The sequence below is a fragment of the Caulobacter sp. genome (assembly GCF_017744445.1).
In the GTDB taxonomy this organism is placed as follows: domain Bacteria; phylum Pseudomonadota; class Alphaproteobacteria; order Caulobacterales; family Caulobacteraceae; genus Caulobacter.
In genome coordinates this window covers 49872-76469 of record NZ_JAGIBH010000017.1, presented here as the reverse complement: position 1 = coordinate 76469, position 26598 = coordinate 49872, and the positions used below count along the sequence as shown (strand labels likewise).

Sequence of the window (26598 nt, the reverse complement as noted above, 5' to 3'; positions counted from 1 at the left end):
ATCGGTCTTGCCTTCGCCCGGTTAGGCGGCGCCGCGCGACGGGGCCAGCAGCGCCAGGGTGCAGGTCAGGCCCTCGGGCGCGTAGTCGAAGTCGGCCGCGCCGGCCAGGTCGCCCTTCAGGCTGGAGGCGATCAGGCGCGAGCCAAAGCCCGTGCGGGTGGGCGGCGCCACGGCCGGACCGCCGCGCTCCTTCCACTCGACGATCAGCTTGGTGCGGCCGTCCAGGCGCCAGTCGACGGTGACGCGTCCGGTCTCCTGGGACAGGGCCCCGTACTTGGAGGCGTTGGTCGCCAGCTCGTGGAAGATCATCGCCAGGGCCACGGCGGCGTTGGGGGCCAGGGGCACGGGCGGACCGTCCAGGCGCACCTGGGTGGAGTAGGGCTGCAACGCCTCGGCCAGCAGCTCGCCGAGGTCCGCGCCTTCCCAGCTGCGGCGGGTCAAGAGGTCGTGGGCCTGCGCCAGGGCGTAGATGCGATCGTTGAACTGGGCCAGGCCCTGGGGGCCGCCTTCCCGCAGGCTGTGGCGGGCCAGGGACTGGACGACCACCAGGGTGTTCTTCACCCGATGGTTCAGCTCGTTGATCATCAGCTGCTGGCGGTCGGCCGCTTCCTGGGCCTCTTCCTCGCGGGCGCGCAGGATGTCGGCGGCGGCCTGCAGCGAGCCGCGCACCTCGGCGATCTCCTGCAGGTGCGAGGGGGCGGGGTCCAGCGGCCAGCCGGCGGCCAGGGCCTCGGCCTCGGCGACCAGGCCACGCACGTCGCGCGAGATGGGGCGGGCGAAGGCCAGGGCGGCGGTGACCCCCAGGGCGATCAGCAGCGCGGCGCCGGCGACGGCGGGGCCCAGCGAGGTCATGACGGCGCGGTTCAGCTCCTCGCGTGGCACGCCAACGATGAACGTCCAGCCATAGGTGGGTGAGCGGCTGAACGCCGACAGGGTCTGGACGCCGTCCAGGGTGTGGGTGCGCACGACGCCGTCATTGGCGCGGGCCATGGCCTTCTGCATATCGGTGCTGGCGTGCTTGCCCAGCATCTTGTCCTGGTCGCGCGAGCGGGCCACCAGGGCGGCGTTGCGGTCGACGATGCTGGCGGTCCAGGTGTCGGGGAAGGCCTGGCCGGTCATCAGGGCGTGGAAGGCGGCCGGATTCTGCATGTAGGCCAAGACGAGCAGCTTGCCTTTGACCAGCACCGGCACGTTGGTGCCGATCAGCGGGGGCAGCCCGTGGCGCGGAATCAGGTTGCTGACGTTCGACTTGCCCGTGGTCATCTCGGCCCAGGACTGGGGCGTGACGGGCGCGATCGGAGTCGGCGCGCCCGGCGGGATGCGGGTGTTGATCAGCTGACGATCCATGGTCATCAGCACGATCCAGCCTTCGCGACCCTTCACGGCTTCGCGCGCCTGTTTCTCGAAGGTCGCCAGGTCGCCTTCGGCCAGGGCGGGAGAAACGGCCAGGCCTTGCAGCACGCTCTGGCCCTGGCCGATCTGCCGGTCGGTGGCCAGGGACAGGGCGCGCGTCATGGCGACCAGCTGCGTCGAAAACCGCCGCTGGCCTTCGTTGTATTGCATGGCCACCAGCGCGCCCATCAGCAGGATCGCCGGGGCGGCCAGGGTTAAGGCCATGAAAAGAAGGCGTCGGGCGACCGTCGAGGGCGCCTTCGCCGCACTAGTGGTGGTCACGTTCGCCCCGCTCAGCCCACGGTAGGCTGGAGGGGGGCAGGCTTAGCGTCAATAGCCTTTCACGCAAGGGGTTACGCGTGTGGGCGGGCCAACATCCACAGGCCCATGGCGACCATGAAAAGGTTCTCGGTCAAAGACACGAAACCCAGCGGCACGTTGCTGTCGCCGCCCACGCAGGCGCATTTGAGGTCGCGCTTGTCGACATAGACCGCCTTGAACACCGACACCGCGCCGATGCCGCCGATGAAGAGGCCCAGGGGCGCGGCGAACCAGGTCAGGACGCCGGCCGCCATCAGCACGCCGGCGGCCAGTTCGGCGAACGGATAGATGTAGCCGTACGGGACCCAGCGGCGGGCCAGCAGGTCGTAGTTCAGGAACATGGTCGAGAAGGTCTCGACGTCGCGCAGCTTCAGCATGGCCAAGAGGCTCATGGAGAAGGCCACGAACCACTCGGCGGTCTGGACCGTCAGGGGCGCGTGGAAGGCCGCCTGCGAGGCCGCCAGGGCCATCAGGGCGGCCACGGCGAAGACGGCCAGCACCGGTGTATAGGTCAGGGTCTTGGGATCGCGAACCTTGTCGCCGAAATGCTTGCGCAGGTCGTCGTAGCCGCCGATCCGCTGGCCATCGATGAAGGCCTGGGGCGTCGTCTTGACCCCATGCTCGGCCTTGAAGGCGTCGGTCTCGGCGCGCGTCCTTAGCCAATGGTCCTCGACCACATAGCCCTTGGACTTCAGCAGGTGCAGCGCCTTGAGGCCATAGGGGCAGACGTGCTCGGGCATGACCATGCGGTAGAGCGTGGCGGTCTTCTTCGGGCTCATCGCATTTCTCCTTGGCGTGCGATCGGACCCGTCCCATGTAGGTTCCGTACCATGGTACGGAGTCAAGAGATGGCCGGCACGATCGCAACCCTGGCCCGCGAGGGCGGCGTCGGCGTGGAGACGGTGCGCTACTACCAGCGTCGCGGACTGCTTCGAACGCCCGACAAGTCCGGTGGTTCGGCGATCTCGGGCGGGATCCGGCGCTACGGCGACGAGGATGTGCGACGGCTGAAGTTCATCCGCCAGGCGCAGGCGGCCGGCTTCACCCTCGAGCAGATCGGCGAGCTATTGGAACTCGACGCTGGCCAGGACCGTACGCGGGCCCGGGCGCTGGCGGCCGAGCGCATCACGGCCCTGGACGAGAAGATCGCCGAGCTTCAGGCCGCGCGGGCCTCGCTGGCGAAGCTGGCGCATGCCTGCGCGGCGTCCGACACCGGGCCGTGCCCCATCATCGAGGCGTTCGAGGCGGGCTAGGCGCGGGCTCGAACAGCACCCGGCGGGCGCGGTAGTCGATCGTGGTTCGGTAATCCTTGAGGAACCAGGTCCCCAGCGCGGCATCGATCTTGATGGGCAGGGCGAGATAGGTGATCGCGGTGGCGGGCTTTTCCTGGCCGCCGACCTTCAAGGCGGGGCCCGGACCCGAACGGATCGGGGCGCCGCCGCCATAGCCGTGGCCGGTCGAGGCCTGTCCCGCGTTCATCGCCTCGACCAGACCCAGGCGGCGCGCCCCCGGCGGCGTGACCAGCACGTCGTAGGATCCGCCGCTGTCGATGATCGTGTCGACCGCGCGGCCACCCAGCGTCGCCTGCACGGACGGTATGCCGTAGGGCAGTTTGATCGGCGCGCCGCAGCGGCAGGCGGCCAGGCCGCTGTCCTCGGTCAGCCGCACCTCGCGGGCCGGATAGTCCAGGACCAGGGTGCGGCCGGTGAGGGCGCTGCGACCGATCACCCCGACGGCGGTCTCGCCGTCCGGCGCCGTGAACCTGAACTGCATGGCCTCGAAGGCGACCTTGTCGCGTCGGGTCGCGCCGATCCTCAGTTGGACGGCTGGGACCTTGGCGATGGGGATGGCGCCCCCACCGACGCCCTTGCCGATGTTCCGCTCGCGCGCCGGCGTCAGCCCGATCGAACGGGCATAGTCGCGATCGATGGTCGAGGGCGAGGTGCCGGTGTCGAGCAGCATCCAGACCGGCTTGGCGTCATTGATCGACACCCGGACGTAGACGTGGTGCGAGCCGTCCGTGGCGAAGGCCGACGGGACGACGCCGCGCTCGCCCGCCATCACCGCGAAAGCGGCCAAGAACAGCATCACGCAGCCCAGAATCAGGCGAACGGCCATGGCTTTCTCCCCGTCGAGCGACAAGCTCAACCGGAGGGTAGGCTGGACCTAGATGAACCTAAGCTGAAGCTTGGCTCGCACGCCTTAGGCGCGCTTGCGCAGCGCGCGGGCGAAGGTCTCGCCGCTCTGCTCGAAGCCTGTGGCCAGGCAGAAGGCGCGTAGATCATCCGCCGCCCCGGGGGCCTCCACGAGCAGTTCGCCGCATCCCGCCGATCGCGCGGCCTGGGCGGCGGACTTCAGCAACAGGCGGGCGATGCCGTTCCGCCGCCGCTCCGGATCGACCAGCAGGGTGGAGATCGCGCCCACCTTCGGATCGGCCGTCAGCACGGCATGCCAATGCACCGCGATGACGCCCGAGGGCGGCCCCCATTCATCGGCGATGAGCAGGGCGCCGGGCTGGTCCAGCATGACGGTCAGGCGCTGCGCCAGCCGATCCTTGGCCACGATCACGCCGGCCTTCGACAGCAGCTCCGCCAAGCCGTCCGCGTCGCCGAGCTGGGCGCCTCTGACGGACAGGCCGTAGCGGTTCGACATCAGCCGAGCGTCGCTCGCGCCAGCGCCAGGAAGCCCGCCAGGTCGATGACCTCGGCCCGGGCGTCGGGGCTGATGCCGGCCTTTTCGCATAGCTCGCCGCCGCCCAGGGCCTTGAGGCTCGAGCGCAGCATCTTGCGGCGCTGGCCGAAGGCGGCGGCGGTGACGCGTTCCAGGGCGGCGATGATGTCGGCGGGCGGCGGATCGGCCTTGGGGACCAGGCGCACCACGGCCGAGGCGACCTTGGGCGGCGGGGTGAAGGCCTTGGCCGGCAGGTCCATGACCGTCTTGGCGTCGCATAGCACCTGCGAGATCACGGCCAGGCGCCCGTAGGCGTCGTCGTCGGTCGTGGCGACGATGCGGTCGGCGACTTCCTTCTGGAACATCAGGGTCATCGACAGCGGCTTGAAGGGGCCGGTCAGCCAATTGATCAGCAGCTGGGTGCCGACGTTGTAAGGGAGGTTGGAGACCACGTGCGCCGGGACGTCGCCGGCGGCCTTGGCGCCGTCGACCTTCAGGGCGTCGCCCTCGACCAGTTCCAGGCGGCCGTCGGCGGCTTCCGACAGCTCGGCCAGCAGCGGCAGGAAGCGGCTGTCCTTCTCGATGGCCACGACGCGGGCGCCGGTCTCGAGCAGGGCGCGGGTCAGGCCGCCAGGGCCGGGACCGACCTCGACCACCGTGTCGCCCTCATGGACCTCGGCCAGGCGGGCGATCTTGCGCGTGATGTTCAGGTCCAGCAGGAAGTGCTGGCCAAAGCTCTTGCGCGCCATCAGGTCGTGGCGCTCCAGGGCCTCGCGCAGGGGCGGCAGGTCGGCCAGGCTCATCTCAGGTCTTTCTCAGGCGCCGCGACGGGCGGCGATGTCGGCCGCCAGCTTGATGGCGGCGATCAGGCTATCGGGACGAGCGATGCCGCGTCCAGCGATGTCGAAGCCGGTACCGTGGTCGGGCGAGGTGCGCACGATCGGCAGGCCCAGGGTGATGTTCACCCCACCCCAGAAGTCCAGCATCTTGACCGGGATCAGGGCCTGGTCGTGGTACATGCACAGCACCCCGTCGTAGCGGACGCGGGCTTCGGGATGGAACAGGGTGTCGGCCGGCGCGGGGCCGAAGCAGTCGACCCCCAGGTCCTGCAAGGCGCGGACGGCTGGGGCAATGATCTCGATCTCTTCGCGACCCAGCGCCCCGCCTTCGCCGGCGTGCGGATTGAGGGCGGCGATGGCCAGGCGTGGCTGAGCAATGCCGAAGTCGCGGCGCAACGCCTGGGCGGTGACGAGGCCGCTGTTGACGATGCTCTCGACGTCCAGGGCGGCAGGAACCTTGGCGATCGACGTGTGGATGGTGACGAGCGTGGCGCGCAGGTCGGCGGCGGCCAGCATCATCACCGGCCCGCGCGCGCCTTCGAAACGCTCGGCGGCGGTCAGTTCGGCCAGGAACTCGGTGTGGCCGGGGAACTTGAAACCGGCCTCGTACAGCGGGGCCTTGGCGATTGGGGCGGTGACCAGGCCTGAGACAGCGCCCGACAGGGCGAGGCCCACGCCCGTCTCGATCCAGCGGATCACCTGCGGCGCATAGGCCGGCGACGGCTGGCCCGCGACGACCGGGGAGAGCAGGGGGATGTCGATGACCGGCAGGGCGTCGGGAAAGACCGCCGCCACGTCCTGCGGTCGGGTCACGACCCGGACCTTCACCCCGCCGCCGGCCGAGGCCAGCAGCTGGGCGTCGCCGACCACCACGAAGGACGGGCCCTCGTGGCGCAGCGTAGCCCAAGCCTTGGCGATGATCTCCGCGCCGACGCCGGCGGGATCACCGGCGCTGAGGGCGAGAGGCTTCACCACCGGATTGGCCTATCGGGTCTCGATGGTGGCCTGGTTGCGCAGGTCGCGCAGGTAGCGCTTGGCGATCAGGGCCAGTTGCTGACCGCGCAGGCGGTTCTCGATCTGGTCGTGGTTCGGCGCATTGGCGCCGCCCTGGCGCTTACCGCAGACGGCGATCAGGTGCATGCCGGCGTCGGTGCGGATCGGATCCGAGACCTGGCCGACGTCCAGCTTGTTGGCCGCGTCCTGGAAGGCGGGCGCCAGGTCGGTGATCTCGGCTTCGCCCAGGTCGCCGGCGACCAAGCCGTCAACCTTGCCAGCGGCGCTTTCCAGCGTCTCGCAGCTGGTGATCTTGGGCTTCAGGTCGATCAGCAGCTTGGTGGCCGCGTCGATCTGGGCCTGGTTGGCGTCGGCGGCCAGCGGGGCGGCGACCTGCTTGAGGTCGACGATCGCGGTCTTGGAGCCGGCGCGCTTGTCACGCAGATAGATGATGTAGACGCCGTCCTTGACCTGGATGGGCTTGGACAGCTGGCCGGGGCGCAGCTGTTCCAGCGCGGCGTCGACCTCGGTCGGCATCTCGCCCTGGCTGACCCAACCCACGTCGCCGCCGTTGGCCGCGGTGGCCGAGCCGGAGAACTGGCGGGCGACGGCCGCGAACGGCGCGCCCTGCTGCATCTGGCCAATCAGCTGGCCGGCGCCGTTCATGGCGACTTCCATGCCGCCGACGCGGCTGGCGTCCAGGAAGACTTCGCTGATCTGGTACTGCGGCTTGGCGGCCGACTCGGCCAGGCGGCGCTGATAGGCCTTGATCTGGTCTTCGCCGATGCGCAGGCGCGAGCCGTAGCGGCCTTGGATCCACGACTGCCAGCTCGAATCAGCGCGCAGCTGGGCGCGCCAGGTGTCCAGGCCGATGCCCTGCTGCACCAGCGATTGCTGCAGCTGCTCGGCGCTCATCTTGTTGGACTGGGCGATGTCGGCGATCTGCTCGTCGACTTCCTTGTCGGTCGAGATGATCGTGATCTTCTGCTGCTTCTCGACGCGGCGCAGCTCCTGCATCTGCAGGTGCTCGTCGACCAGCGAGCGCAGGGCTTCCTGCTCGATCTGCGGCAGGTTCTCCTGGGTCGGCTGCATGCCCGACGTCGCCATCAGCAGGCGCATGCGCTGCATCAGGTCGTAGCTGGAGACGATTTCGTCATTGATGACGGCGGCGACGCTTTCCTGCAGCGGCTGGGGCGCGGCCGGGGCCTGCGCGGCGGCGGCCGGCGGGGCGTCGACCTGAGGCGGCGCGGCCTCCTGGATCCGAGCGAAGGCGGGCAGGCCAAGGCTCGCCACGGTCAGGGCGAGAATGGACGCGGCGCCGGCCGCGAAAGTCGTCACGCTACGCGCAGACCGCATGGATAGTGTCGTTCCTCTAGACCGGGTCCGCCCCCTTGCGGAAGCGCGGTCGATTATCATGTTTTCAGGGGCGGCGATCGCCGGTTGGCGATTTCCTTTCGGCCGTCGCCCCCAAGACACGCCTGCCTGACATGCGGGTTCGCCCCGCACGCCCCCCAGGCGCGGTCACTCAGTACCCTGTATCACCTAATGTGGCGAGCGTTAGGCGGAACACGATCGTACGGTCAGGCTGCAGCCGCAGACCGGTCGCCGTCGAAGCGTAGCGATCTTCCTGTTGGTAGATCACGTCGATGCGAATGCAGTCGTCCTGATAGGCCACGCCGACGTCGCGACGACGCCACACGTCCTGCACCATGTCGCGCTGGCCGAAGGTGGTCAGCGAGAATTTCTTGGTCAGCTTGACTTCGCCGCGGGCTTCGAAGCTTTCCTGGCGCGCGCCGTTCGAGTCGATCTCGTCCTTCAGGTAGCGGATCGAGCCCCAGCCGCGCTTGGTGTAGGCGTCCACGCCCGTTTCGATCCGGTGGATCTCTTGCGTCTGGGCGTCGAGTCGCGTGCGGACGAAGCCGGTGATGCCGCGCACCGGCGTGACCGTGGCGGCCACGATCCAGTCCGACGATTTGCTTTGCAGGCCCGTGCGCGCCGGCAGCAGCGGATCGAATTCCGAGCGGAAGCTGCGACCGACCAGCACGCTGCCGCCCGTGCCGTTGGGCAGGCTGTAGGTGGCGCGGCCGCCGACGTTCAGGCGCTGGCCGCCCTCATAGAGGTCGAAGCCGGGAGACTTGTTGGCCTGGAACAGGTTGGTCTCGTCGAACTCCAGCGTCGCGCTGTCTTCGTTGTAGAGGTAGGTCGTCGTCCCGTTGCGGGCGACGACGGTCGGCACGCGCGAGCTGTCCGAGCCGGCGGCCACCTGGGCCAGGGGCTCCAGCACGATGTTGCCGCCGTTCTTCAGCGGCTTGAAGAAGGGCAGGCTGAAGTCGACGCCGCCCACGCCCAGGGCGCGGGTGTAGGTGTCCTTGTCCTCGTCGCCCAGCGCGGCCGCGGCCGGCGAGACATAGGTCTTGATCGAATAGGCGTCGCCGCGGGCCTGGGCGAACGGCGAGATCTTCAGGCCGTTGCCGACGATCGTGCTGGTGCGCCAGTCGGCCTTGAAGCTGGCGCGGCTGGAGTCGACGCCGTTCTGGCCCTTGTAGGTGGGCAGGTAGTAGGGGGCTTCCCCGTACTGCGACTCCGACCGGTTCAGCATGACGCCGGTGCCCTGCAGGCGCAGGCGGCCGCCCAGCACGGGGCTGTCGGGCTCCCAGCGGGCCTCGACCAGCGGGCCGATCAGCGGGAAGGCGCCGCTGTTCTCGAAGGCGTTGGCCGTGCCGGCCGTCGTGGTGCCGACGACGCGCAGGCCCTGGACCGAGACGGCCGAGACCGAGAACCACGAGCGGGTGTCCTGGCGCGTGGCGTACAGCTGCGAGACCAGGCGATGGTCGTCGCTCGTGAACAGGCCACGCTGCTGGTAGACGTCGTTGACCTTGTACTTGTCGAACAGCAGGGCGTCCGAGACGCGTTCGGCCGAGAAGCCCCACTTCCACTTGCTGTCGATGTCGAACTTGCCGTTCGCCAGGATGTAGCTGCGGAAGGTCGCCTTGCCGAAGCGATCGCCCCGGATGTCGAAATCCTTGTCGTAGGTGAAGCCGCCGCGCGCCTCGAGCACGCCCGAATAGAAGCGCTTGCGGTAGTTCACGTTCAGGAACGGATTGACGTCCGTGTTGATCTGCGGGGACAGGATGATGTCCGACGAGGGCGAGATCACGTACAGGTAGGGCTGGTTGTACGAGATGCCCCGGCCCTTGGAGAAGTCGATCTTGGGCGCCAGGAAGCCCGAGCTGCGCTTGGCCGACGGATCGGGGTGCCAGAACAGCGGCATGTACAGGATCGGCGCGCCCCACAGGTGGATGACGGCGTTCTTGTAGTAGATCAGCTGCTTTTGCTTATCCTGCACGATCTTGTCGGCCGAGACCGACCAGGTCGGGCGGGGCTTCTCGGCGCAGACCTCGCAGGGCGTGTAGATCGCCTTGTTCAGTTCCTGGATGTTCTGGTTGCGGCGCACGGCCGTGACCGAGGCCACCTTGATGTTCTGGTCCAGGCGCGCGGCGAAGTTCTGGGCGAAGCCGGCCTTGAAGTCCTTGTCGACTTCCATGTGGTCGGCGAACTCGGCCGTGCCATCGGGATTGAGCAGCTGCACGTGGCCGTCGGCGGTGACCGAGCCGGTCTTGGCGTCATAGATCACCTGGTCGGCGCGCAGGGTGCGGCCCTGGTAGCGCGCCTGCACCGCCCCTTGGGCCGTCATGATCTGGTTCTTGTCGTCCCGGATCAGCAGGTCCGACTCCAGGTAGTAGCCCTCGTCGCCCAGGCCGTCGGACGGCGCGGCCGGGACCACCGGGGTCGGGGGAATGGCGACGAAGCTCTGCTGGGCGTGGGCCGCGCAGGCGAACGCCATCCACGCCGCGCCGCTGAGGAGCAGCTTCCGGCAGACGGACGCGGCGCTGACGCGCGTTTCAGTCATGGTCATCCCTGCAAACAATGACTCACCCATCTTCCGTATAGCAAAGCAAAGTGAAGCCCGCCAAAAGCGCGACGGTCGGCGGCGTCCATGCGGCCATGAACGGGGCCAGAACGTCGGCCTTGCCCAATGTGCTGCACAGCTCGTTGAAGAAAAAGAACCCGAAGCCCAGGGCCACGCCCGAGCCGGCCAGAGCGGCCAGGCCGCCCAGTCGCATCAGGCGCAGCGAGAAGGCCGCGGCCAGCACCGACATGGCGGCGAACAGCAGCGGCGTGGCCAGGTCCTGCTGCAGGCGCAGCTTGAACGGCGCGGCCGAGAAGCCGGCGTCCTCGGTGCGCTGGATGGTGGCCGGCAGGCGCCACAGCGCCACCGCCGACGGGGTGTTGAAGCGCTCCGAGGCCGTGCGGTCGTCGAGGTTCGACGGGATCGACAGGCTGTCCGAGCGGATGGCCCCGGCGCCGGGCGTGGCCTCGCGCACGCCGGTCAGGCGCCAGAAGCCCGGCTCCAGCCGCGCCTCGTTGGCCTCGATCCGGCGGGTGAAGTCCATGACGCCCTTGTTGTTCAGGGCGTAGACGAACAGCGACACGCCCTTCAGGCGCACCGAGCCGTCGACCGTTTCGCGGGCTCGGGCGCGGATGACGATCTGGGTCTTGTCGTCGCCCTGGCGCAGCCAGGTGCCCTTGGGCGCTTCCTTGAGGTAGCCGTTCATCACGGCGTCGCGCTCGCTCTCGTACTTGGCCGTCATGGCGGTCGTCAGCGGGTTCAGCAGGGTGATGGTCAAGAGGCCGATCACGAACGACGAGGAGGCCGCGGGCATGATGAACCGCCAGGCCGAGACGCCCGCCGCGCGCATGGCGATCAGCTCGCTGCGCCGGTTCAGCTCGACGAACGCCCACATCGTGCCGAACAGGAACACGAACGGGGCCAGGATCAGGATCGTCGCCGGGGCCTGCAGCACGGTCAGGTACAGCAGCTGGAAGAAGGTCGCGTCCGCCCGCGTCCCCACATTACGGGCGATGTCGACGAAGGCGATCAGCATCACCATCGCGCCCAGCACCGCCAGGGCGCCGATCAGCGCGCTCATGGTGCGCTTGAGGACGTAGCGTTCCAGCATGCCCATGGTCAGCATCAGGCGGCTCCCGAGAGCGCCGGGCGCGTCTGGGCCCGCTTGGCCTTGCGGCGGCTGGTGACCTTCTGGCGGAAGATCTGCGCCATGCCCCACCACATGGCCGCCAGGGGCACCATGTACTGCAGGACGTTCAGCCAGGCGCTGTCCTCGCAGGCTGCCTGCACGCCGAAGCCGACGATGCGCACGATGCCGGCCGCGGCGCCGACGGCGGCGATGCGCTTGCCATAACCCATGCGGCTGAACGAGCCGCCCAGCACGGCCGCCAGGGCCATGGTCATCAGGGCGATGTTGTAGAGCGGGCCGGCGAAGCGCGAGTGGCCCTCGGCCAGCATCTTGCCCTTGTTCCGCTGCTCCCACTCCTGGGTCATGTCCGGGAAGAACAGCTCGTGCGGATAGCGGTCGGCGATCTTGTAGTGCAGCAGCTCATCGGTCTTGAACAGGCTGGACAGGTCGAAGGTGTACTCGTCGAACGAGGTGTACTGCAGCACGCCCTGGCGCGAGAATTGTTGGTTGCTGCCATGGCGCATGATCAGCACCGGCTGGCCCTTGCGCGTGGCGATCTCGGCCTCGCGCGACGAATAGGTCGAGGCCGCGCCGTTGGGCAGTTCCTGGTGAATGAACAGGTTCTGGATCTTGTTGTCGCGGTCGATCGACTGGGCATAGACCGTCAGGCCCGGACCCGGTTCGGTGAACTGGCCCGGCTGGACCAGGGTCGAGGCGACGTCGGTCTTGATCTCGAAGGCCGTCTCGCGGATCTGGCGGGCGCTCCACGGCTGCAGCCACAGGCCCGAGATCAGCGAGATCAGCGCCGCGAACACCGCCAGGCGCATGGCCGGCGAGATGACGCTCCAGCGACTCATGCCGCCGGCGAAGCAGACGACGATCTCCTGCTCGGTGTGCAGACGATTCAGCGCCACCAGCGCGGCCACGAACAGGGCCAGCGGCATCATGATGCTGAACAGCTGGGGCAGGGCCAGCACGATGATCTTGAAGAACACCAGCGCGCTCTGGCGCTGCTCCACCAGCACGTCGAACTCCGACAGGCTGCGCGCCAGCAGGGCAAGCGCCACCAGGGCCGCCGTCGCCAGCAGCGTCGGACCCAGCAACTGGCGGAAAAGATACCGTTCTATGAGGCGCATGAAGAGACGTTCGGGGCGGATGGATTCGTGGGACGAACCCCGAAGATGGGTCGTTCTACACGGGGGCTTCGCGTCGGCACAACCAGGGACCTAACTTGACCTTGTCGAGTGGGGGTGAACGGAGCCTTTTCTAAGGCGCGGCATTGGACTATGCCGCCTAGTTCAGACCAAGCGGCAGAGCCGTTTATAAGTCGCCCAGATGCAGGAGCGCGGCATGCGTATCGAGTTCGTCCCCGTCGACACCCAGGCCGGCGCCACGGCCGCCCTCGCGGTCCTGGCCCATGAAGGCGCGGCCCTTTCGCCGGAAGCCAAGGCGGCCAACGAGGCCACCGGCGGCGCCCTGGCGCGCGCCATCGCCGGCGGCCGCTTCACCGGCGCCAAGGGCCAGACCCTGGACGTTGTCGCCCCGCACGGCCTGGAAGCCGCTCGCCTGGTGCTGGTCGGCGTCGATGGCTCGGGCGCGGTCGAGCCGGAAGCGGTCGAGACCGCCGCCGCCTCGGCCTATCAGGCCGTGAAGACCACGGGCGTCACCGAGCTGGTTTTGAAGCTGGGCGCCGACGCCGAGAGCGCCGCCCGCGCCGCCTTTGGCGCGCGCCTGGCCGCCTATCGCTTCGACAAGTACCGCACCACCGAGAAGGCCGAGAAGAAGCCCTCGATCCAGGTGGTCAAGGTCGCCGCCGCCGATCCGGTCAAGGCCCAGAAGGCCTATGAGCCGCTCTCGGCCCTGGCCGACGCCATCATTTTCAGTCGCGACCTGGTCTCCGAGCCGGCCAACATTCTGCATCCGGAAGAGTTCGCCGCCCGCGCCAAGAGCCTGGAAAGCCTGGGCCTGGAAGTCGAGATCCTGGGCGAGGCCCAGATGGCGGAGCTGGGCATGGGCAGCCTGCTGGGCGTGGGGCAGGGCAGCCGCCGCGAGAGCCAGCTGGTGATCATGAAGTGGCTGGGCGGCGCCGATAAGTCGGCCCAGCCGATCGCCTTCGTCGGCAAGGGCGTGACCTTCGACACCGGCGGCATCAGCCTCAAGCCGGCCGACGGCATGGAAGACATGAAGTGGGACATGGGCGGCGCGGCCGCCGTGACCGGCGTCATGCACGCCCTGGCTGGCCGCAAGGCCAAGGTCAACGCCATCGGCATTCTGGGCCTGGTGGAGAACATGCCCGACGGCAACGCCCAGCGTCCGGGCGACGTGGTCACCTCGATGTCGGGCCAGACCATCGAGGTCATCAACACCGACGCCGAAGGCCGCCTCGTGCTGGCTGACGCCCTCTGGTACTGCCAGGACCGCTTCAAGCCGCAGTTCATGATCAACCTGGCCACCCTGACCGGCGCGATTATCATCTCGCTGGGTCATGACTACGCCGGTTTGTTCAGCAATAACGATGGCTTGTCGGAGAAAATTCTCAGCGCCGGCAAGGCCGAGCGCGAGCCGCTGTGGCGCCTGCCGCTGCCGGCCGCCTACGAGAAGCAGATCGAAAGCCCGATCGCCGACATGAAGAACATCGGCGGTCGGCCGGCCGGTTCGATCACCGCCGGCCTGTTCCTGCAGAAGTTCGTCAACGGCGTGCCGTGGGCGCACCTCGACATCGCTTCGGTGGCCTGGAAGAAGCCCTCGGCCGACCCGACCGCGCCGGACGGCGCGGCCGGCTACGGCGTGCGTCTGCTCAACCGCCTCGTCGCCGACGCCTACGAAGGCTGATCCGCAAGAGCTGTCATCCCGGCCCAGCGCGCAGCGCGCCGAGCCGGGACCGCCCCAAGCGCCGCGCTTTCCGCGGTCCCGGGTCTTCGCTACGCTTCGCCCGGGATGACAGGGAATTTTGATGACCGCTGAACCCTGCGAGGTCTGGTTCTACCACCTGGAGCGCTCGCCGCTCGAGGCGGTGCTGCCCGAGCTGCTGGAAAAGACCCTGGGCCGGGGCTGGAAGGCCCTGGTTCGCGGGGGCGATCCTGGCCGGCTGGAGGCGCTGGACCAGCACCTGTGGACCTTCCGTGAGGACAGCTTCCTGCCGCATGGCATGGCCTCCGAACCGATGGCCGAGCGGCAGCCCGTCCTGCTGACCGGCGAGGACGGGAACCCCAATGCCGGCGACGCTTTGTTCCTGATCGATGGGGCAGAACCTGGAGATCTTTCAGGGGTTTCGCGCTGCATCCTGCTGTTCGATGGCAGGGATGAGCAGGCTCTGTCGCAGGCGCGCGGACGCTGGTCCGTGTTCAAGAAGGCCGGGCATCCGGTGTCCTACTGGCGCCAGGGCGCCGAACGCGGTTGGGAGAAGCAGGCATGAAGCGCGTCCTGTCGGCAGCGATCCTGGGTCTGGTTCTGGCCTCGTGCTCCAGCGCGCCAGAGCCGGCGCCGCCTCCGCCGCCCACGACCCCCACCGCGCCGCCGGCCATCGCCCTGCCGGCCAAGCCTCCGGTCGCCCAGGCCGAGAAGGACCAGTGCGGCCTGAAGGACGCGCAAGCCTTTGTCGGCAAGCCGCGCACCAGCCTGCCGGCCCCGGTCGATCCTTCGCGCTGGCGGGTGGCCTGCACGACATGCCCGGTGACCATGGATTACCGCGCGGATCGACTGAACATCCTGTTCAACGCCGATACCGGCGTCGTCCAGGAAGTCAAATGCGGCTAAGGACCGCGCTTTTCCCAATTCTTCTGGCCCAAGCTCTTCTGGCTTCCGTGCGATTGAGATGAAATAACTCGAACGCCGGAGATTCTTGACGCCGGCTGGTTCAGAGCATGGTCGACCAACCGACGATCGGACCCAGAACCCGAGAGGACTTGGCGGCCACGCTCCTGGCGGCGTTGGGCGTCGCGTTCGGCTTTGCGTTTCTCGCCTATGTCTGTGTCGAGATCCCGCGCGCCTATAATCACGTCACCCCGATCTGGCTGTCGAACGGCTTCCTGGCCGCGTGCCTGCTGTCGTCGCCGTCGCGGCGCTGGCCGGCCCTGATCGCTGGCGCCGTGCTGGGCGCCCTGACGGCCGGGGCTCATGCCGGCGATAGTCCGCTGGTCAATGTCATCCTGGTCACCCTGAACATCACCGAGGCGACCCTGGCGGCCTATGCCGTGCGGCGGGTCACCGGCGACTCGATCGACCTGGGCCGGCCGCGCGACATGCTGGCTTTCGTGCTGCTGGGCGGCTTCATGGCCCCGGCGATCGCCGGGACGGCGGCCTCGTCGATCCACACGCTGCTGCGCGGCGGCGACCTGGTCCAGAACGTCATCGGCTGGGTGCTGAACGACATGCTGGGCATGCTGACCATCGGGCCGTGCCTGCTGGTGTTCTTCAAGGCCGGGCTTTACCTGCGCGAACGGCCGCTGACGCGCGATGGCGTGCTGTCGATCGTCATCTGCTGCCTGATGACCACCGTGGTCTTCGCCCAGGCTAAGTACCCGCTGCTGTTCCTGGTGCCGCCGGTCATGCTGTTCGTCGCCTGGCGCCAGGAGGTGCTGGGCGCTGCGCTGAGCGCGGTGCTGGTGGCCGCCATCGCCCTGGTCCTGACCATCTCGGGACGCGGACCCATCCACCTGATCCTGGCCGGCACGGGCACGCAGTCGACGGTGCTGCAGCTGTTCCTGGCCGTCTCGATCTTCGTCAGCCTGCCGGTCGCGGCCTTCCAGCGCCAGCGCCGCGCCATCCTGGCCCAGGCCGAACGCAGCGAGGCCCGCTATCGCCTGTTGGCCGAGAGCGCTCTCGACATCATCGCCCACAGCGACCTGCACGGTCAGATGACCTACATCTCGCCGGCCGCCCGCACGATCCTGGGCTACGAGCCCGAAGAGCTCTTGGGCACGGCCTATCTCAAGACCCTGCACGAGGACGACCGCGCCGCGATCCGCCGCGTGGTCGAGCTGCAGCGCAACTGTCCCGAAGGCGTGACCGCGCCGCCGGCCGAAACGGTCGAGTACCGCGCCTTCCGCCAGGATGGCCGGATGATCTGGCTGGAATCGCGTCCGACCCTGGCCTGTGACCCGGTCACCGGCGCGCCGACCGGCATCACCGACATCATCCGTGACGTCACCGCCCGCAAGACGCTGGAGCTGGACCTGCGCGCGGCCCGCGCCGAGGCCGAGACCGCCGCCGCCGTGAAGGGCGAGTTCCTGGCCAATATGAGCCACGAGCTGCGCACGCCCCTGACCGCTGTGATCGGCTTCGCCAACCTGCTGGCCGACGAACCGGCCCTGAGCCAGCGCGGCAAGCGTTATGTCGACCGGATCACCACCGGCGGCCGGACTCTGTTGGCGACGATCAACGACATCCTCGACTTCTCGCGCCTGGAGCAGGGCCGTATCACCCTGGAGCCCCGCACCGTGGCGATCACCGGCGTGGTGTCCGAAGTGCTGGAGATGCTGGCCCCCGATGCGGCGGCCAAGAACCTGGTGCTGCGCTCCGTCGGCGACGACACCGCGCCGCCCGAGCTGTTCATCGATCCCGAGCGCGTGCGCCAGGTGCTGCTGAACCTGATCGGCAACGCCGTGAAGTTCACCGAGGTCGGCGAGGTGCGGCTGGAGACCGACTACGACATCCAGACCGGTCGGCTGCGCATGAGCGTCACCGACACCGGCCCGGGCGTGGCCGAGGCCGATCAGGCCCTGATTTTCGCCCGCTTCTCGCAGATCGACGAGGCGCTGAACCGCGAGCACGGCGGCACGGGCCTGGGCCTGGCCATCTCGCGCGGCCTGGTCGAACTGATGGGCGGCGACATCGGCGTCGAGAGCACGCTGGGGCAGGGCGCGCGCTTCTGGTTCGAGATCCCCGCCCAGACCGGGCCTTCGCACAACGAGATCGAGGATGAGGTCGAGGAGACCGAGCTGCCTCTGCCGCCGCCGGGCGTGCGGGTGCTGGTGGTAGACGACAACGCCGGCAATCGTGAGCTGGTCCGTTCGGTGCTCGAGGCGGTTGGCGTGCATGTCGCCGAGGCCGTCGATGGCGAGGAGGGCGTCGCCGCTGCCGCCGCTGACGCTTTCGACGCCATCCTGATGGACCTGCGCATGCCGCGCCTCGACGGCGTTTCGGCCGCCCAGCGGATCCGGGCCGAGGCGGGGCCCAGCGCCGGCTCGCCGATCATCGCCTTCTCGGCCGACGTGCGCTCGGGGCCGCTGGATCCGGTGTTCGACGGCGCCACGCCCAAGCCGCTGACGGTGGCCTCGCTGCTGTCGACCCTTTCGGACGCCTTGACTGGACCGCCCAAGGAGACGGTCTAGACAACGTTGTCATTCTGCGCCAGGAATTGGTCATACCAGTAAGCGTCGCCCGTTGAGAGGCGACCTCTAGGGAGGCCGTCTCATGAAGTCCTGGCTCGCGATGGGCGCTGCCGCGCTCGCACTCCTCGCCACCACCACCGCATCGGCCGAAGGTTGGCTGAAGGCAAAAGACGCCCGCATTGTCGACGAGACCGGCCAACAGGTGATCCTGCGCGGCATGGGCCTGGGCGGCTGGATGCTGCAGGAGGGCTACATGCTGCGCCTGTCCAAGCTGGGCCAGCAGCACGTCATCCAGGGCAAGATCGCCGACTTGGTCGGCCCCGCGCGCCAGCAGGCGATCCATAAGGCCTGGCTCGACAACCACACCACCAAGGCTGACATCGACGCGATGGCGGCCTGGGGTTTCAACTCCGTGCGCCTGCCGATGCACTACGACCTCTTGACCCTGCCGGTCGACCAGGAGCCCAAGGCGGGCGTCGACACCTGGCATGAGGACGGCTTCAAGCGGATCGACGACCTGCTGGCCTGGAGCAAGGCCAACGGCATCTACCTGATCCTCGACCTGCACGCCGCGCCCAGCGGCCAGGGCAACGACCTGCCGATCGCCGACCGCGATCCGGCCAAGCCCTCGCTGTGGGACAGCCCCGAGGCGCGGCGCAAGACCATCGAACTCTGGAAGAAACTGGCCGCCCGCTACAAGGACGAGCCGATGATCGGGGCCTACGACCTGCTGAATGAGCCCAACTGGGACTTCGATGGCTCCGGCAACAAGAACGGCTGCAAGGACGAGAAGCAGGACAAGCTGTGGAGTTTCTACCAGGAAGCCACGGCCGCGATCCGCGCGATCGACCCGCGCCACATGATCATCATCGAGGGCAATTGCTGGGGCAACAATTACAAGGGCATGCCAAAGCCCTGGGACGCCAACATGGCGCTCAGCTTCCACAAGTACTGGAACGTCAACGACGACGCCTCGATCGAGCAGCACCTGAAGCTGCGCGAGCAGACGGGCCTGCCGCTGTGGCTGGGCGAGAGCGGCGAGAACTCCAACGTCTGGTTCGCCGACGCCATCCGTCTGGTCGAAAAGCACGAGATCGGCTGGGCGTTCTGGCCGCTGAAGAAGATCGGCTTCAACCAGCCGCTCGAGATCAAGGTCGACCCGGCCTATGACGATGTGGTCGCGACCTTGACGGGCGAGGCCAAGACGCCCGTGAGCGCGGACAAGGCCTATTCGGTGCTGATGAAGGTGGCTTCGCACGACGTTCGCTTCGAGAACAACGAGGCCCATCCGGACGTCATCGACGCCATGTTCCGCCAGCCGCACGATGCGACGACGCGCCCTTTCAGAAAGCACGTGGTCGGGGCCAAGGGCGCGACCATCCCGGCCTGGCAGTACGATCTGGGCGTCATCGGCGCGGCCTATGCCGACGCGGACGCGGCCAACTACCACGTCTCGACCGGCGGCCAGCGCACGCCCTGGAACAAGGGGCGGGCGGGACGCAACGACGGGGTGGATCTGGAGCGGTCGGCGGACGGGGCGCTGAAGGTCACCGACTTCACGGCCGGCGAATGGCTGCGCTACACGGTCTCGGCGACGGCGGGGCGCTACGCGGTTAGCCTGGTGGGCGAGGGGCCGATGGAGGTCGCGGTCAACGGCGGCGCGGCGGTCAAGAGCGGCGCGATCGTCAGCCTGATGGCAGGGACCAATACGCTGGTGGTGGAGTCGACGGGAGCGGCGACGGTGTCGGCGATCAAGCTCACGCCGGCCAAATAGAACCTGTCATCCCGGCCGCAGCGAAGCGAAGAGCCGGGACCGCAACAAGCTCGGAGCTTCCGGCGGTCCCGGCTCGGCGCGCTGCGCGCTTGGCCGGGATGACAGTTTTCAGAGGGTGCTCATCCCGCCATCGATGATCAGCTCGCTGCCCACCGTGAAGCGGCTCTCGTCCGAGGCCAGGAACACCACCGCGTCGGCGATCTCCTTGGGCTCGCCGAAGCGGCCGGCGGGCAGGTTGGCCAGGATGCCGGCCGACATGGCGTCCAGTTGGGCGCTATCGAGGCCGAGCTTACCGTAGAGCGGCGTGCTCACCGGCCCGGGGCTGATGACATTGACCCGGATCCCGCGGCCGATCAGCTCGCCCGATAGGGTGCGGGCCAGCGAGATCAGGCCGGCCTTGCTGGCGGCGTAGACGCTGGAATTGGGCATGCCGATATGGGCGTTGATCGAGCCGTTGAAGACGATCGAGGCCGGGTTGCTCAGGATCGGGGCCAGGGCCTGGACCAGGAACAGCGGGCCCTTCAGATTGACGCCGATGGCGCGGTCGAAGGTCTCCTCGGTCCAGCTTTCCAGCGGGCCGAACGGGGCGATGCCGGCATTGACGAAGACGGCGTCCAGCTTGCCGAAGGCGGCTTCGACCTGCTTGGCGATGTCGGCTTGAGCCGCCACGTCGCCGGCATCGGCCAGGATGGCGACGACGTCACCACCGAGCGCGGCCTTGGCTTCTTCCAGGCGCTGGGCGTTGGCGCCGGTGATGGCGACCTTGGCGCCTTCTTCGATCGCGCGCTGGGCGGCGGCGAAGCCGATGCCGGTGGTGCCGCCGGTGATCAGGATGGTCTTGTTGGCGAGGCGGGACATGTCAGTGAACCTTTCCGTTTGACGGGCCGTCGCACCGCGCGTCGGTCAGTGACGGTGATTTAGGCTCCGCACGCCCCTTGAACGATAGGATGAAACAGTACTTATCATTCAGCTTTTCGGAATGATGGGGCGAGCATGGATCGGCTGCGTGCGTTCGAGGTCTTCACGACCGTGGTCGGCCGCGGCGGCTTCGCCAAGGCGGCCGAAGCGCTGGACACCTCGCCGGCCAATGTCACCCGCTACGTCAACGAGCTGGAGGCGCATCTGGGCGCGCGCCTGCTGAACCGCACCTCGCGGCGGCTGTCGCTGACCGAAGCCGGCGAGGCGCTCTACGAACGCGCCCGCGCCATCCTGGACGAGATCGCCGAAGCCGAAGCCGCCGCCTCGGCCAATGTCGCCGAGCCGCGCGGCCGTTTGCGGATCAACGCGCCGCTCAGCTTCGGCGTCCGACACCTGGCGGGCCTGTGGCCGCAGTTCATGGCCCGCCACCCGAAGGTCGAGCTGGAGATCAGCCTGTCCGACCGCGTCGTCGACCTGGTGGAGGAGGGCTACGACCTGGCCATCCGCATCTCGCGTGGCGGCTCGCAGACCCACGTGGCCCGCAAGCTGGCGACCTCGCGCAACATCGTCTGCGCTTCGCCGGAGTATCTGAAAGCGCACGGCACGCCGACGACGCCCGACAAACTCGGGGCGCACCGCTGCCTGGCCTACAGCTACACGGCCATGGCGCAGGATTGGGGACTGACCCACACGGATGGCCGCCAAGCGGTCGTACGGATGCAGCCGGTCATGTACTCTAACAATGGCGACACGACCCGTGCGGCGGCGCTGGCCGGCCAAGGCGTGATCTGGCAGCCGACCTTCATCATCGGAGACGATCTGCGCAGCGGAAAGCTGGTGCGCCTGCTGCCGGACTGGAGCCTGCCCGACATCGACGTGCTGGCGGTCTATCCCAGCCGCAGGCACCTGTCGGCCAAGGTGCGCCTGATGGTGGATTTCCTGGCCGAGGCGTTCAAGGGAACGCCGCCTTGGGATCGCTGACTTATTTTCGCTTCCCGACGCCCGGGAACATCGCCACGCCGTCCTCGAACACGCCCAGATAGCCCAGCTCGCCCAGCAGCGGCGTCAGGTCTTCGACCAGGTCGCCCGATTGCGGCAGGTGCGCGGGGCGGCCGTCCTGGGCGTGCAGGCGATAGACCGTCCACATCTTGCCCTTGGGCGCGGGCGCGCCGGGCTGGATGAACTTGTGCTCCCAGCCAACCAGGGCCGGGACGCGGCCGATTTCGATGTCGAACGGGCGGTCGCGGAAGGCCAGGTCCATCTCGATCCGCATGGCTTCGCCGATCCGGTCGTTCACCCATTCGGCGAACGCCTCGAGGACGACCGACGAGGACAATCCTTCCGGATTGGCCACGACGTGGTTGCGGGGATGGGCGCTACTCATGAGCGCACCATGCGCCCGCAGGTGTCGCGGAAGCGCTAAACTTCTTGGTTCACAGCCGTTTACCCTAAACCTGTACGGTCACGCTTCGGCGTCGGCTAGCTCTTCGGCCAGGGTCATCCACGCTTCCTCGGCCTCGTCCAGCTTGGACTTGGCATTTTCGCGCCGCTTGGTCAGCTCGGCGACCTTGGCCGGGTTCTTGACGTAGAGGTCGGGATCCTCGAGCTGGGCGTCCAGTTCGGCCAGGTTACGGGTGGCGCGGTTCATGACCTGCTCGGCCGCCTCGACCTTGCGACGCAGAGGCTCGACAGCGACCTTCTTCGGCGCCGGAGCGGCGGCGGCCACCGGCTCGCGCGCCACTTGGGTTGGCTTCACCGCCAGCTTGGCGCGGTCCAGCACGAACTTGGCGTAGTCGTCCATGTCGCCGTCGAAGGGCTTCACCGTGCCGTCGGCGGCCAGCCACAGGCGGTCGGCGACCAGCTCCATCAGCGAGCGGTCGTGGGTGATCAGGATCACCGCGCCCATATAGTCGTTCAGCGCGTCCAGCAGGGCCCGGCGGCTGTCGATATCCAAGTGGTTGGTCGGCTCGTCGAGGATGAGCATGTGTGGCGCGTCCATCGCCACCAGGTTCAGCAGCAGGCGGGCCCGTTCGCCGCCCGACAGCGCGTCGACCTTGGTCTCCTGCTTCTCGAAACCCAGGCCGAACTGCGCCAGCTTCGAGCGGCGCGAGCTTTCCGACGCTTCCGGCATCGCCCGGCGGATGATCTCCAGCGGGGTGTCGTTGGGATCCATCGCCTCGATCTGGTGCTGGTGGAACCAGCCGACCTTCATCTTCTTGTCGCGGTGGAACTCGCCCTTCTGCACGCCCAGGGCGCCGGCGATCATCTTGGCGAAGGTCGACTTGCCCGCGCCGTTGACGCCCAAGAGACCGATGCGGTCGTCCAGGTCCATGCGCAGGTTGAGGTTCTTGAGGATCGCGCGGTCGGCCTCATAGCCGACGAACGCCTTCTCCAGCCGGATCAGCGGCGGCGGCAAGGGCTTGGGCGGCGAGGGCAGGGTGAAGGGCGCGACGCGCTCCTCGATGGTGGTGGCCACCGGCTCCATCTTGGCCAGGCGCTTCATGCGCGACTGGGCCTGGGCGGCTTTCGAGGCTTTGGCCTTGAAGCGGTCGACGAAGGCCTGCAGGTGGGCGCGCTCGGCGTCCTGCTTGGCCTTGGCCGACAGCTGCAGGCGGGCCTTCTCGGCGCGGCGCTTCTCGAAGTCGTCGTAGCCGCCGGTGTAGAGTTCCAGCTTGCCGTTCGCCAGGTGCAGCATGTGCGTGCAGCTGTTGTTGAGCAGCTCGCGGTCGTGGCTGACGATCAGGGCGGTGTGCGGATACTTCTGAAGGCGGGCCTCCAGCCACAGCGCGCCTTCCAGGTCGAGATAGTTGGTCGGTTCGTCCAGCAGCAACATGTCCGGCTCGGCGAACAGCGCCGCGGCCAGGGCCACGCGCATGCGCCAGCCGCCCGAGAACTCGCTCATCGGCCGCGCCAGATCGTCCTGGGTGAAGCCCAGACCCACCAGGATTTCCGAGGCCTTGGACGGGGCGGCGTCGGAATCGATTTCGATCAACCGGGCCCAGATCTCGCCCATCTCCTCGGGATCGGCGGTCTCCAGCCGCGTCAGCAGGCTGTGACGCTCCTCGTCGGCCTCCAGCACCGTCTCCAAGAGGGTAAAGGGCGTGGCCGGGTGTTCCTGGTCCACCGAACCGATCTTGGCGGTCTTGGGCAGGCTGATTTCATCGTCGCTGACGGCCAGGTGACCCAGGATCAGCTTGAACAGGGTGGACTTGCCCACGCCGTTGCGCCCGATCAGGCCGACCTTGGAGCCGGGCGGCAGGCTTACGCTGGCATGGTCGAAGAACTTCCGTCCCCAGGCGCTGAACGTCAGGTCGTTGATCTGAAGCATTTTCGTGAAGGTTACGCGGCGGGGTTGGCGGGGAGGAGGCGCACGGCTATAAGCCCGCAACCTCCCAATTCACAACTTTTCTGTGAGATCACTACCGTGACCGAACGCACCTTCTCGATCATCAAGCCGGACGCCACCCGCCGCAACCTGACCGGCGCCGTCAACGCCGTGATCGAGGCCGCCGGCCTGCGCATCGTCGCTCAGCGTCGCGTGAAGCTGACCGAAGCCCAAGCCAAGAAGTTCTACGAAGTGCACGCCGAGCGTCCGTTCTACGGCGAACTCGTCGCGCAGATGACCGCCGAGCCGGTCGTCGTCCAAGTGCTGCAGGGCGACAACGCCGTGGCCAAGTACCGCGAAGTCATGGGCGCCACCAACCCGGCCAACGCCGACGAAGGCACCATCCGCAAGCAATTCGCCCTGTCGATCGGCGAAAACTCGGTCCACGGCTCGGACAGCCTGGAGAACGCGGGCATCGAAATCGCCCAGTTCTTCACCGAAGAAGAAATCGTCGGCTAAGGCTTTCCGCCTTATCGACAGGAAGAGGCTGGAGCGAAAGCTCCGGCCTTTTTCTTTGCGCGTATGACATCCGTTTTGTGCGGCCTTGGCCTATCTCTTCCGCAGGGAGTCTGTGGGGGACCAGGTTTGGCGGCTGTTCGAGACATCGCGATCGCGTGTGGCTTGGCGGTCGCGCTGGCCGGCGCCGCGCCGGCCCACGCCCAGTCCGTCGACGACGTCGTCGTCTCGCCCCAGGCCAGTGGCCGGTGGCTGCGGGCCGAGAGCCAGCATGTCGTCGTCTATTCCGACGAGAACCCAGAGATCCTGCGCAAGACGGTTGCCGACCTGGAGGCGCTGGATCAGCTGCTGCGGGGGCTGTACGGCCGCCAGGACGGGCCGCCGCCGCGCAAGTTTCCGATCTATCTGGTTCGCGCGGCCGAGGTCGGGGCGAACATGAACACCCAGTATCGCCGCTTCATGCCCAGCGCGGCGGTCACCGCGCTGTCGCTGGACGTGGCCGAGGTCGAAGACATCTTCGCCGTGGTGGTGCGCGATGACTTCGCCTTCTTCGGCGTGGTCGACTGGACGGCCGGCGATGACGTGGTGCTGGGCGCCTACGCCTTCCACTTCTTCAGCGAGAACTTCCCGTTCCGCCAGCCGCGCTGGCTGACGAAGGGCGCGGCCATCTATTACAGCAGCGTCGACATCCAGCCCAAGACCCTGGCCATCGGCCGCACGCCGGCCCTGTTCGACGACGCCCTGGCCATGCGCGGCCTGGAGCGGATCCCCGACATCATCGCCGAGACCGGCGATGCCTGGAGCCTGCCCGAGCGCCAGCGCTTCGACGCCCAGTCGGCCCTGCTGGTTCGCTACCTGTGGGCCGACCCCGACCGCAAGGCGCGGCTGGCGACCTATCTGGACCGTGTCGCGGGCGCTGAGGGGGATCCCAAGGCGATCTGGGCGGAGGTGTTCGGTCAGCCGCTAGAGGCTTTGCCCGATGCCTTGCGGGCATTCGTGCGCAAGGAGCCGGTGGTTACGACGCTGACGCGAGTCGGCGGCCCGGCAGCGCCAATCAAGATCCGAAGGATGCCGGCGGGAGCCGACGACCTGATCCTCGAGCTGCAGCAGATGAAGACCGGGGCCGCGCCCGATCGCGCCGACCTGCTGAGCAAGATCCGCAAGGCCGCCGCGCGCCGGCCGGACGAGCGCTACAGTCGCCAGGCCTTGGCGCGGGCCGAGATCACCCTGGGCGACCGCGACAAGGGCGAGAAGCTGCTGACGCAGCTGCTGGCCGAGGATGGCGACAACCTGCAAGCTCTGCGGCTGATGGGAACCAGCAAGCTGTATCGGGCGGCGGCCGACAAGGCGAACCGCACGGCGCTGCTGGCCCAGTCCGAGGCCTATCTGCGCAAGGCCGACGCGGCCGAACCGAACGACTACCAGACCCTGTTCCTGCTGGCCCAGACCATGACCGAGGGCGACACTCCGTCGCCAGAGCGGCTCGCGCTGCTGCGTCGGGCCGTGACCCTGGCGCCGGAGGTGACGAAGATCCGCCTGGTGGCGGCGATGGCCTTCCTCTACGCCGACGATGCGGCAACCGCCTATCAGCTGCTGAAGCCGATCTCCGCGGATCCGAATGGCGGGCTGGCGGCCAGTCAGGCCAAGCGGGTGCTGGACGCGATGGCCAGTGTGGCGGCGCAGACTGACCCTAAATAGATATACCCACGGCCCGATCTTCCCCGCGAAAGCGGGGATCCAAGCCGATTTTCAGGATGCGGCGTGGTCTAGCTCGACCGTCAGGCTCAGCTTGGGTCCCCGCCTTCGCGGGGATAGCCGGTTTTAAATAGCCCGCAGGCGCTGGGTGCGCTTGAAGCCCATGGCCACGAGGCCGACGGCCAGGATCACGGCCAGCACGATGCCGCTGGCCAGGGCCGGGTTGCTGCCGAACATCTGCAAGTTCCGGGCGGCCAGATAGCCGGGGGCCAGCAGCGAGACCACCCAAAGCGGGGCGGACAGGATATTGGCGACCTGGAAGCTCCAGCCGCCCGAACGGGACACGCCGGCCAGGATCGGGATGAACGGACGCGCGGGGCCCAGATAACGGGCGGCGGCGATGGCCAGCACGCCGTGACGGCGGGTCAGCAGCTTGGCGCGGGCGGCCAGGCGGCGCTTGCCGGCGAACAGAAAGCGGGTGGCGCGACGGCCGCCCAGGCCTCGGCCCATCAGATAGGAGACGGCGTCACCGGCGGCCGCGCCGGCGCTGCACCACAGGATGGCTTCGACGGGATGCAGCACGCCCTGGGCGATCAGCGCGCCGGCGGCCAGCATCACGCCCAGGATCGGGATCAGCAGGCCGACGACCAGCAGCGCCTCCAGCAGCGTGAAGACGAACAGCGCCACGCCGGCGAAACCGGCGTTGTCGGCGGCGACTCGAAAGAGATCGGCGATCCAGGCGTCCATGAAGGGCATCATGGCGACACATAGTGACGAAGTTCTG

The 26598-nt window shown here is 68.1% G+C and carries 23 protein-coding genes and 1 pseudogene; 9 read left to right on the top strand and 15 right to left on the bottom strand.

Features of this window, described 5'->3' with window-relative positions; translation table 11 throughout:
* Window positions 1-21 precede the first annotated feature (21 nt).
* The 3 genes and pseudogenes from J7528_RS21020 to J7528_RS21015 all read right to left on the bottom strand — a co-directional run.
* Complete coding sequence (locus tag J7528_RS21020) at window positions 22-1674, bottom strand: HWE histidine kinase domain-containing protein (protein WP_291878536.1); 1653 nt, start codon at window positions 1672-1674, stop codon at window positions 22-24.
* A 71-nt stretch (window positions 1675-1745) separates the two neighbouring features.
* Window positions 1746-2228: a MauE/DoxX family redox-associated membrane protein gene (locus J7528_RS25615; protein ID WP_363270323.1), complete on the bottom strand. Its 483-nt coding sequence runs from the start codon at window positions 2226-2228 to the stop codon at window positions 1746-1748.
* Window positions 2229-2297: 69 nt separating this feature from the next.
* Window positions 2298-2477 (bottom strand): annotated as a pseudogene (locus J7528_RS21015) (glutaredoxin domain-containing protein); the annotation flags it as partial.
* A 66-nt stretch (window positions 2478-2543) separates the two neighbouring features.
* On the opposite strand from J7528_RS21015, the gene J7528_RS21010 reads away from it, so the two are divergent.
* On the top strand, window positions 2544-2966 hold the full coding sequence (locus J7528_RS21010) for a MerR family DNA-binding protein (protein ID WP_291878534.1): 423 nt from the start codon (window positions 2544-2546) through the stop codon (window positions 2964-2966).
* On the opposite strand, the gene J7528_RS21005 is transcribed toward J7528_RS21010, so the two are convergent.
* The 8 genes from J7528_RS21005 to lptF form a co-directional block, all read right to left on the bottom strand.
* Window positions 2941-3831: a retropepsin-like aspartic protease gene (locus J7528_RS21005; protein WP_291878532.1), complete on the bottom strand. Its 891-nt coding sequence runs from the start codon at window positions 3829-3831 to the stop codon at window positions 2941-2943. The two genes, J7528_RS21010 and J7528_RS21005, sit on opposite strands and share 26 nt — an antisense overlap.
* Window positions 3832-3915: 84 nt before the next feature.
* Window positions 3916-4365, bottom strand: a complete 450-nt coding sequence (locus J7528_RS21000; protein WP_291878529.1) for a GNAT family N-acetyltransferase — start codon at window positions 4363-4365, stop codon at window positions 3916-3918.
* Window positions 4365-5186 carry a 16S rRNA (adenine(1518)-N(6)/adenine(1519)-N(6))-dimethyltransferase RsmA gene (gene rsmA, locus J7528_RS20995; RefSeq protein ID WP_291878525.1) on the bottom strand — a complete coding sequence of 274 codons (822 nt, stop codon included), beginning with the start codon at window positions 5184-5186 and terminating at the stop codon, window positions 4365-4367. The genes J7528_RS21000 and rsmA overlap by 1 nt, the downstream gene beginning before the upstream one ends.
* 12 nt (window positions 5187-5198) lie before the next feature.
* On the bottom strand, window positions 5199-6197 hold the full coding sequence (gene pdxA / locus J7528_RS20990; protein WP_291878523.1) for a 4-hydroxythreonine-4-phosphate dehydrogenase PdxA: 999 nt from the start codon (window positions 6195-6197) through the stop codon (window positions 5199-5201).
* Between the two features lie 9 nt (window positions 6198-6206).
* A complete protein-coding gene (locus tag J7528_RS20985; RefSeq protein WP_291878520.1) occupies window positions 6207-7571 on the bottom strand; it encodes a peptidylprolyl isomerase in 1365 nt (454 codons plus the stop codon).
* 169 nt (window positions 7572-7740) lie between these two features.
* Window positions 7741-10155, bottom strand: a complete 2415-nt coding sequence (locus tag J7528_RS20980) for an LPS-assembly protein LptD (protein WP_291878518.1) — start codon at window positions 10153-10155, stop codon at window positions 7741-7743.
* Window positions 10148-11254: an LPS export ABC transporter permease LptG gene (gene lptG / locus J7528_RS20975; RefSeq protein WP_291878582.1), complete on the bottom strand. Its 1107-nt coding sequence runs from the start codon at window positions 11252-11254 to the stop codon at window positions 10148-10150. Before lptG ends, J7528_RS20980 begins: the two co-directional genes overlap by 8 nt.
* Entirely contained in the window at window positions 11251-12390 is a 1140-nt protein-coding gene (gene lptF / locus J7528_RS20970; RefSeq protein ID WP_291878516.1) for an LPS export ABC transporter permease LptF, read from the bottom strand. Before lptF ends, lptG begins: the two co-directional genes overlap by 4 nt.
* 214 nt (window positions 12391-12604) lie before the next feature.
* Between lptF and J7528_RS20965 the strand changes: the two genes are divergently transcribed.
* The 5 genes from J7528_RS20965 to J7528_RS20945 all read left to right on the top strand — a co-directional run bounded on the left by J7528_RS20965 (window position 12605) and on the right by J7528_RS20945 (window position 19360).
* On the top strand, window positions 12605-14086 hold the full coding sequence (locus tag J7528_RS20965; protein ID WP_291878513.1) for a leucyl aminopeptidase: 1482 nt from the start codon (window positions 12605-12607) through the stop codon (window positions 14084-14086).
* Window positions 14087-14207: 121 nt separating this feature from the next.
* On the top strand, window positions 14208-14669 hold the full coding sequence (locus J7528_RS20960; protein WP_291878511.1) for a DNA polymerase III subunit chi: 462 nt from the start codon (window positions 14208-14210) through the stop codon (window positions 14667-14669).
* Window positions 14666-15010, top strand: a complete 345-nt coding sequence (locus J7528_RS20955; RefSeq protein ID WP_291878509.1) for a peptidase inhibitor I78 — start codon at window positions 14666-14668, stop codon at window positions 15008-15010. The genes J7528_RS20960 and J7528_RS20955 overlap by 4 nt, the downstream gene beginning before the upstream one ends.
* Window positions 15011-15159: 149 nt before the next feature.
* A complete protein-coding gene (locus tag J7528_RS20950) occupies window positions 15160-17586 on the top strand; it encodes an MASE1 domain-containing protein (protein ID WP_291878507.1) in 2427 nt (808 codons plus the stop codon).
* Between the two features lie 82 nt (window positions 17587-17668).
* Window positions 17669-19360: a cellulase family glycosylhydrolase gene (locus tag J7528_RS20945; protein WP_291878504.1), complete on the top strand. Its 1692-nt coding sequence runs from the start codon at window positions 17669-17671 to the stop codon at window positions 19358-19360.
* A gap of 108 nt (window positions 19361-19468) precedes the next feature.
* Here J7528_RS20945 and J7528_RS20940 read toward each other — a convergent pair whose 3' ends face one another.
* Window positions 19469-20218: an SDR family oxidoreductase gene (locus tag J7528_RS20940; protein WP_291878502.1), complete on the bottom strand. Its 750-nt coding sequence runs from the start codon at window positions 20216-20218 to the stop codon at window positions 19469-19471.
* Window positions 20219-20353: 135 nt separating this feature from the next.
* Between J7528_RS20940 and J7528_RS20935 the strand changes: the two genes are divergently transcribed.
* Window positions 20354-21259, top strand: a complete 906-nt coding sequence (locus tag J7528_RS20935) for a LysR family transcriptional regulator (protein WP_291878500.1) — start codon at window positions 20354-20356, stop codon at window positions 21257-21259.
* A 1-nt stretch (window position 21260) separates the two neighbouring features.
* On the opposite strand, the gene J7528_RS20930 is transcribed toward J7528_RS20935, so the two are convergent.
* On the bottom strand, window positions 21261-21662 hold the full coding sequence (locus J7528_RS20930; RefSeq protein ID WP_291878498.1) for a hypothetical protein: 402 nt from the start codon (window positions 21660-21662) through the stop codon (window positions 21261-21263).
* A 78-nt stretch (window positions 21663-21740) separates the two neighbouring features.
* The gene (locus J7528_RS20925; RefSeq protein ID WP_291878496.1) at window positions 21741-23606 is read right to left on the bottom strand and encodes an ABC-F family ATP-binding cassette domain-containing protein; all 1866 of its coding nucleotides are present in this window, start codon (window positions 23604-23606) and stop codon (window positions 21741-21743) included.
* A gap of 96 nt (window positions 23607-23702) precedes the next feature.
* Here J7528_RS20925 and ndk point away from each other — a divergent pair, with 96 nt between their 5' ends.
* Both ndk and J7528_RS20915 read left to right on the top strand, forming a co-directional pair.
* Complete coding sequence (gene ndk / locus J7528_RS20920) at window positions 23703-24122, top strand: nucleoside-diphosphate kinase (RefSeq protein ID WP_291878494.1); 420 nt, start codon at window positions 23703-23705, stop codon at window positions 24120-24122.
* A gap of 126 nt (window positions 24123-24248) precedes the next feature.
* Window positions 24249-25817 (top strand): hypothetical protein, encoded by a 1569-nt coding sequence (locus tag J7528_RS20915; protein WP_291878492.1) that lies wholly within the window; start codon window positions 24249-24251, stop codon window positions 25815-25817.
* 123 nt (window positions 25818-25940) lie between these two features.
* Here J7528_RS20915 and J7528_RS20910 read toward each other — a convergent pair whose 3' ends face one another.
* Complete coding sequence (locus tag J7528_RS20910) at window positions 25941-26561, bottom strand: DedA family protein (protein WP_291878490.1); 621 nt, start codon at window positions 26559-26561, stop codon at window positions 25941-25943.
* Window positions 26562-26598: the final 37 nt, after the last annotated feature.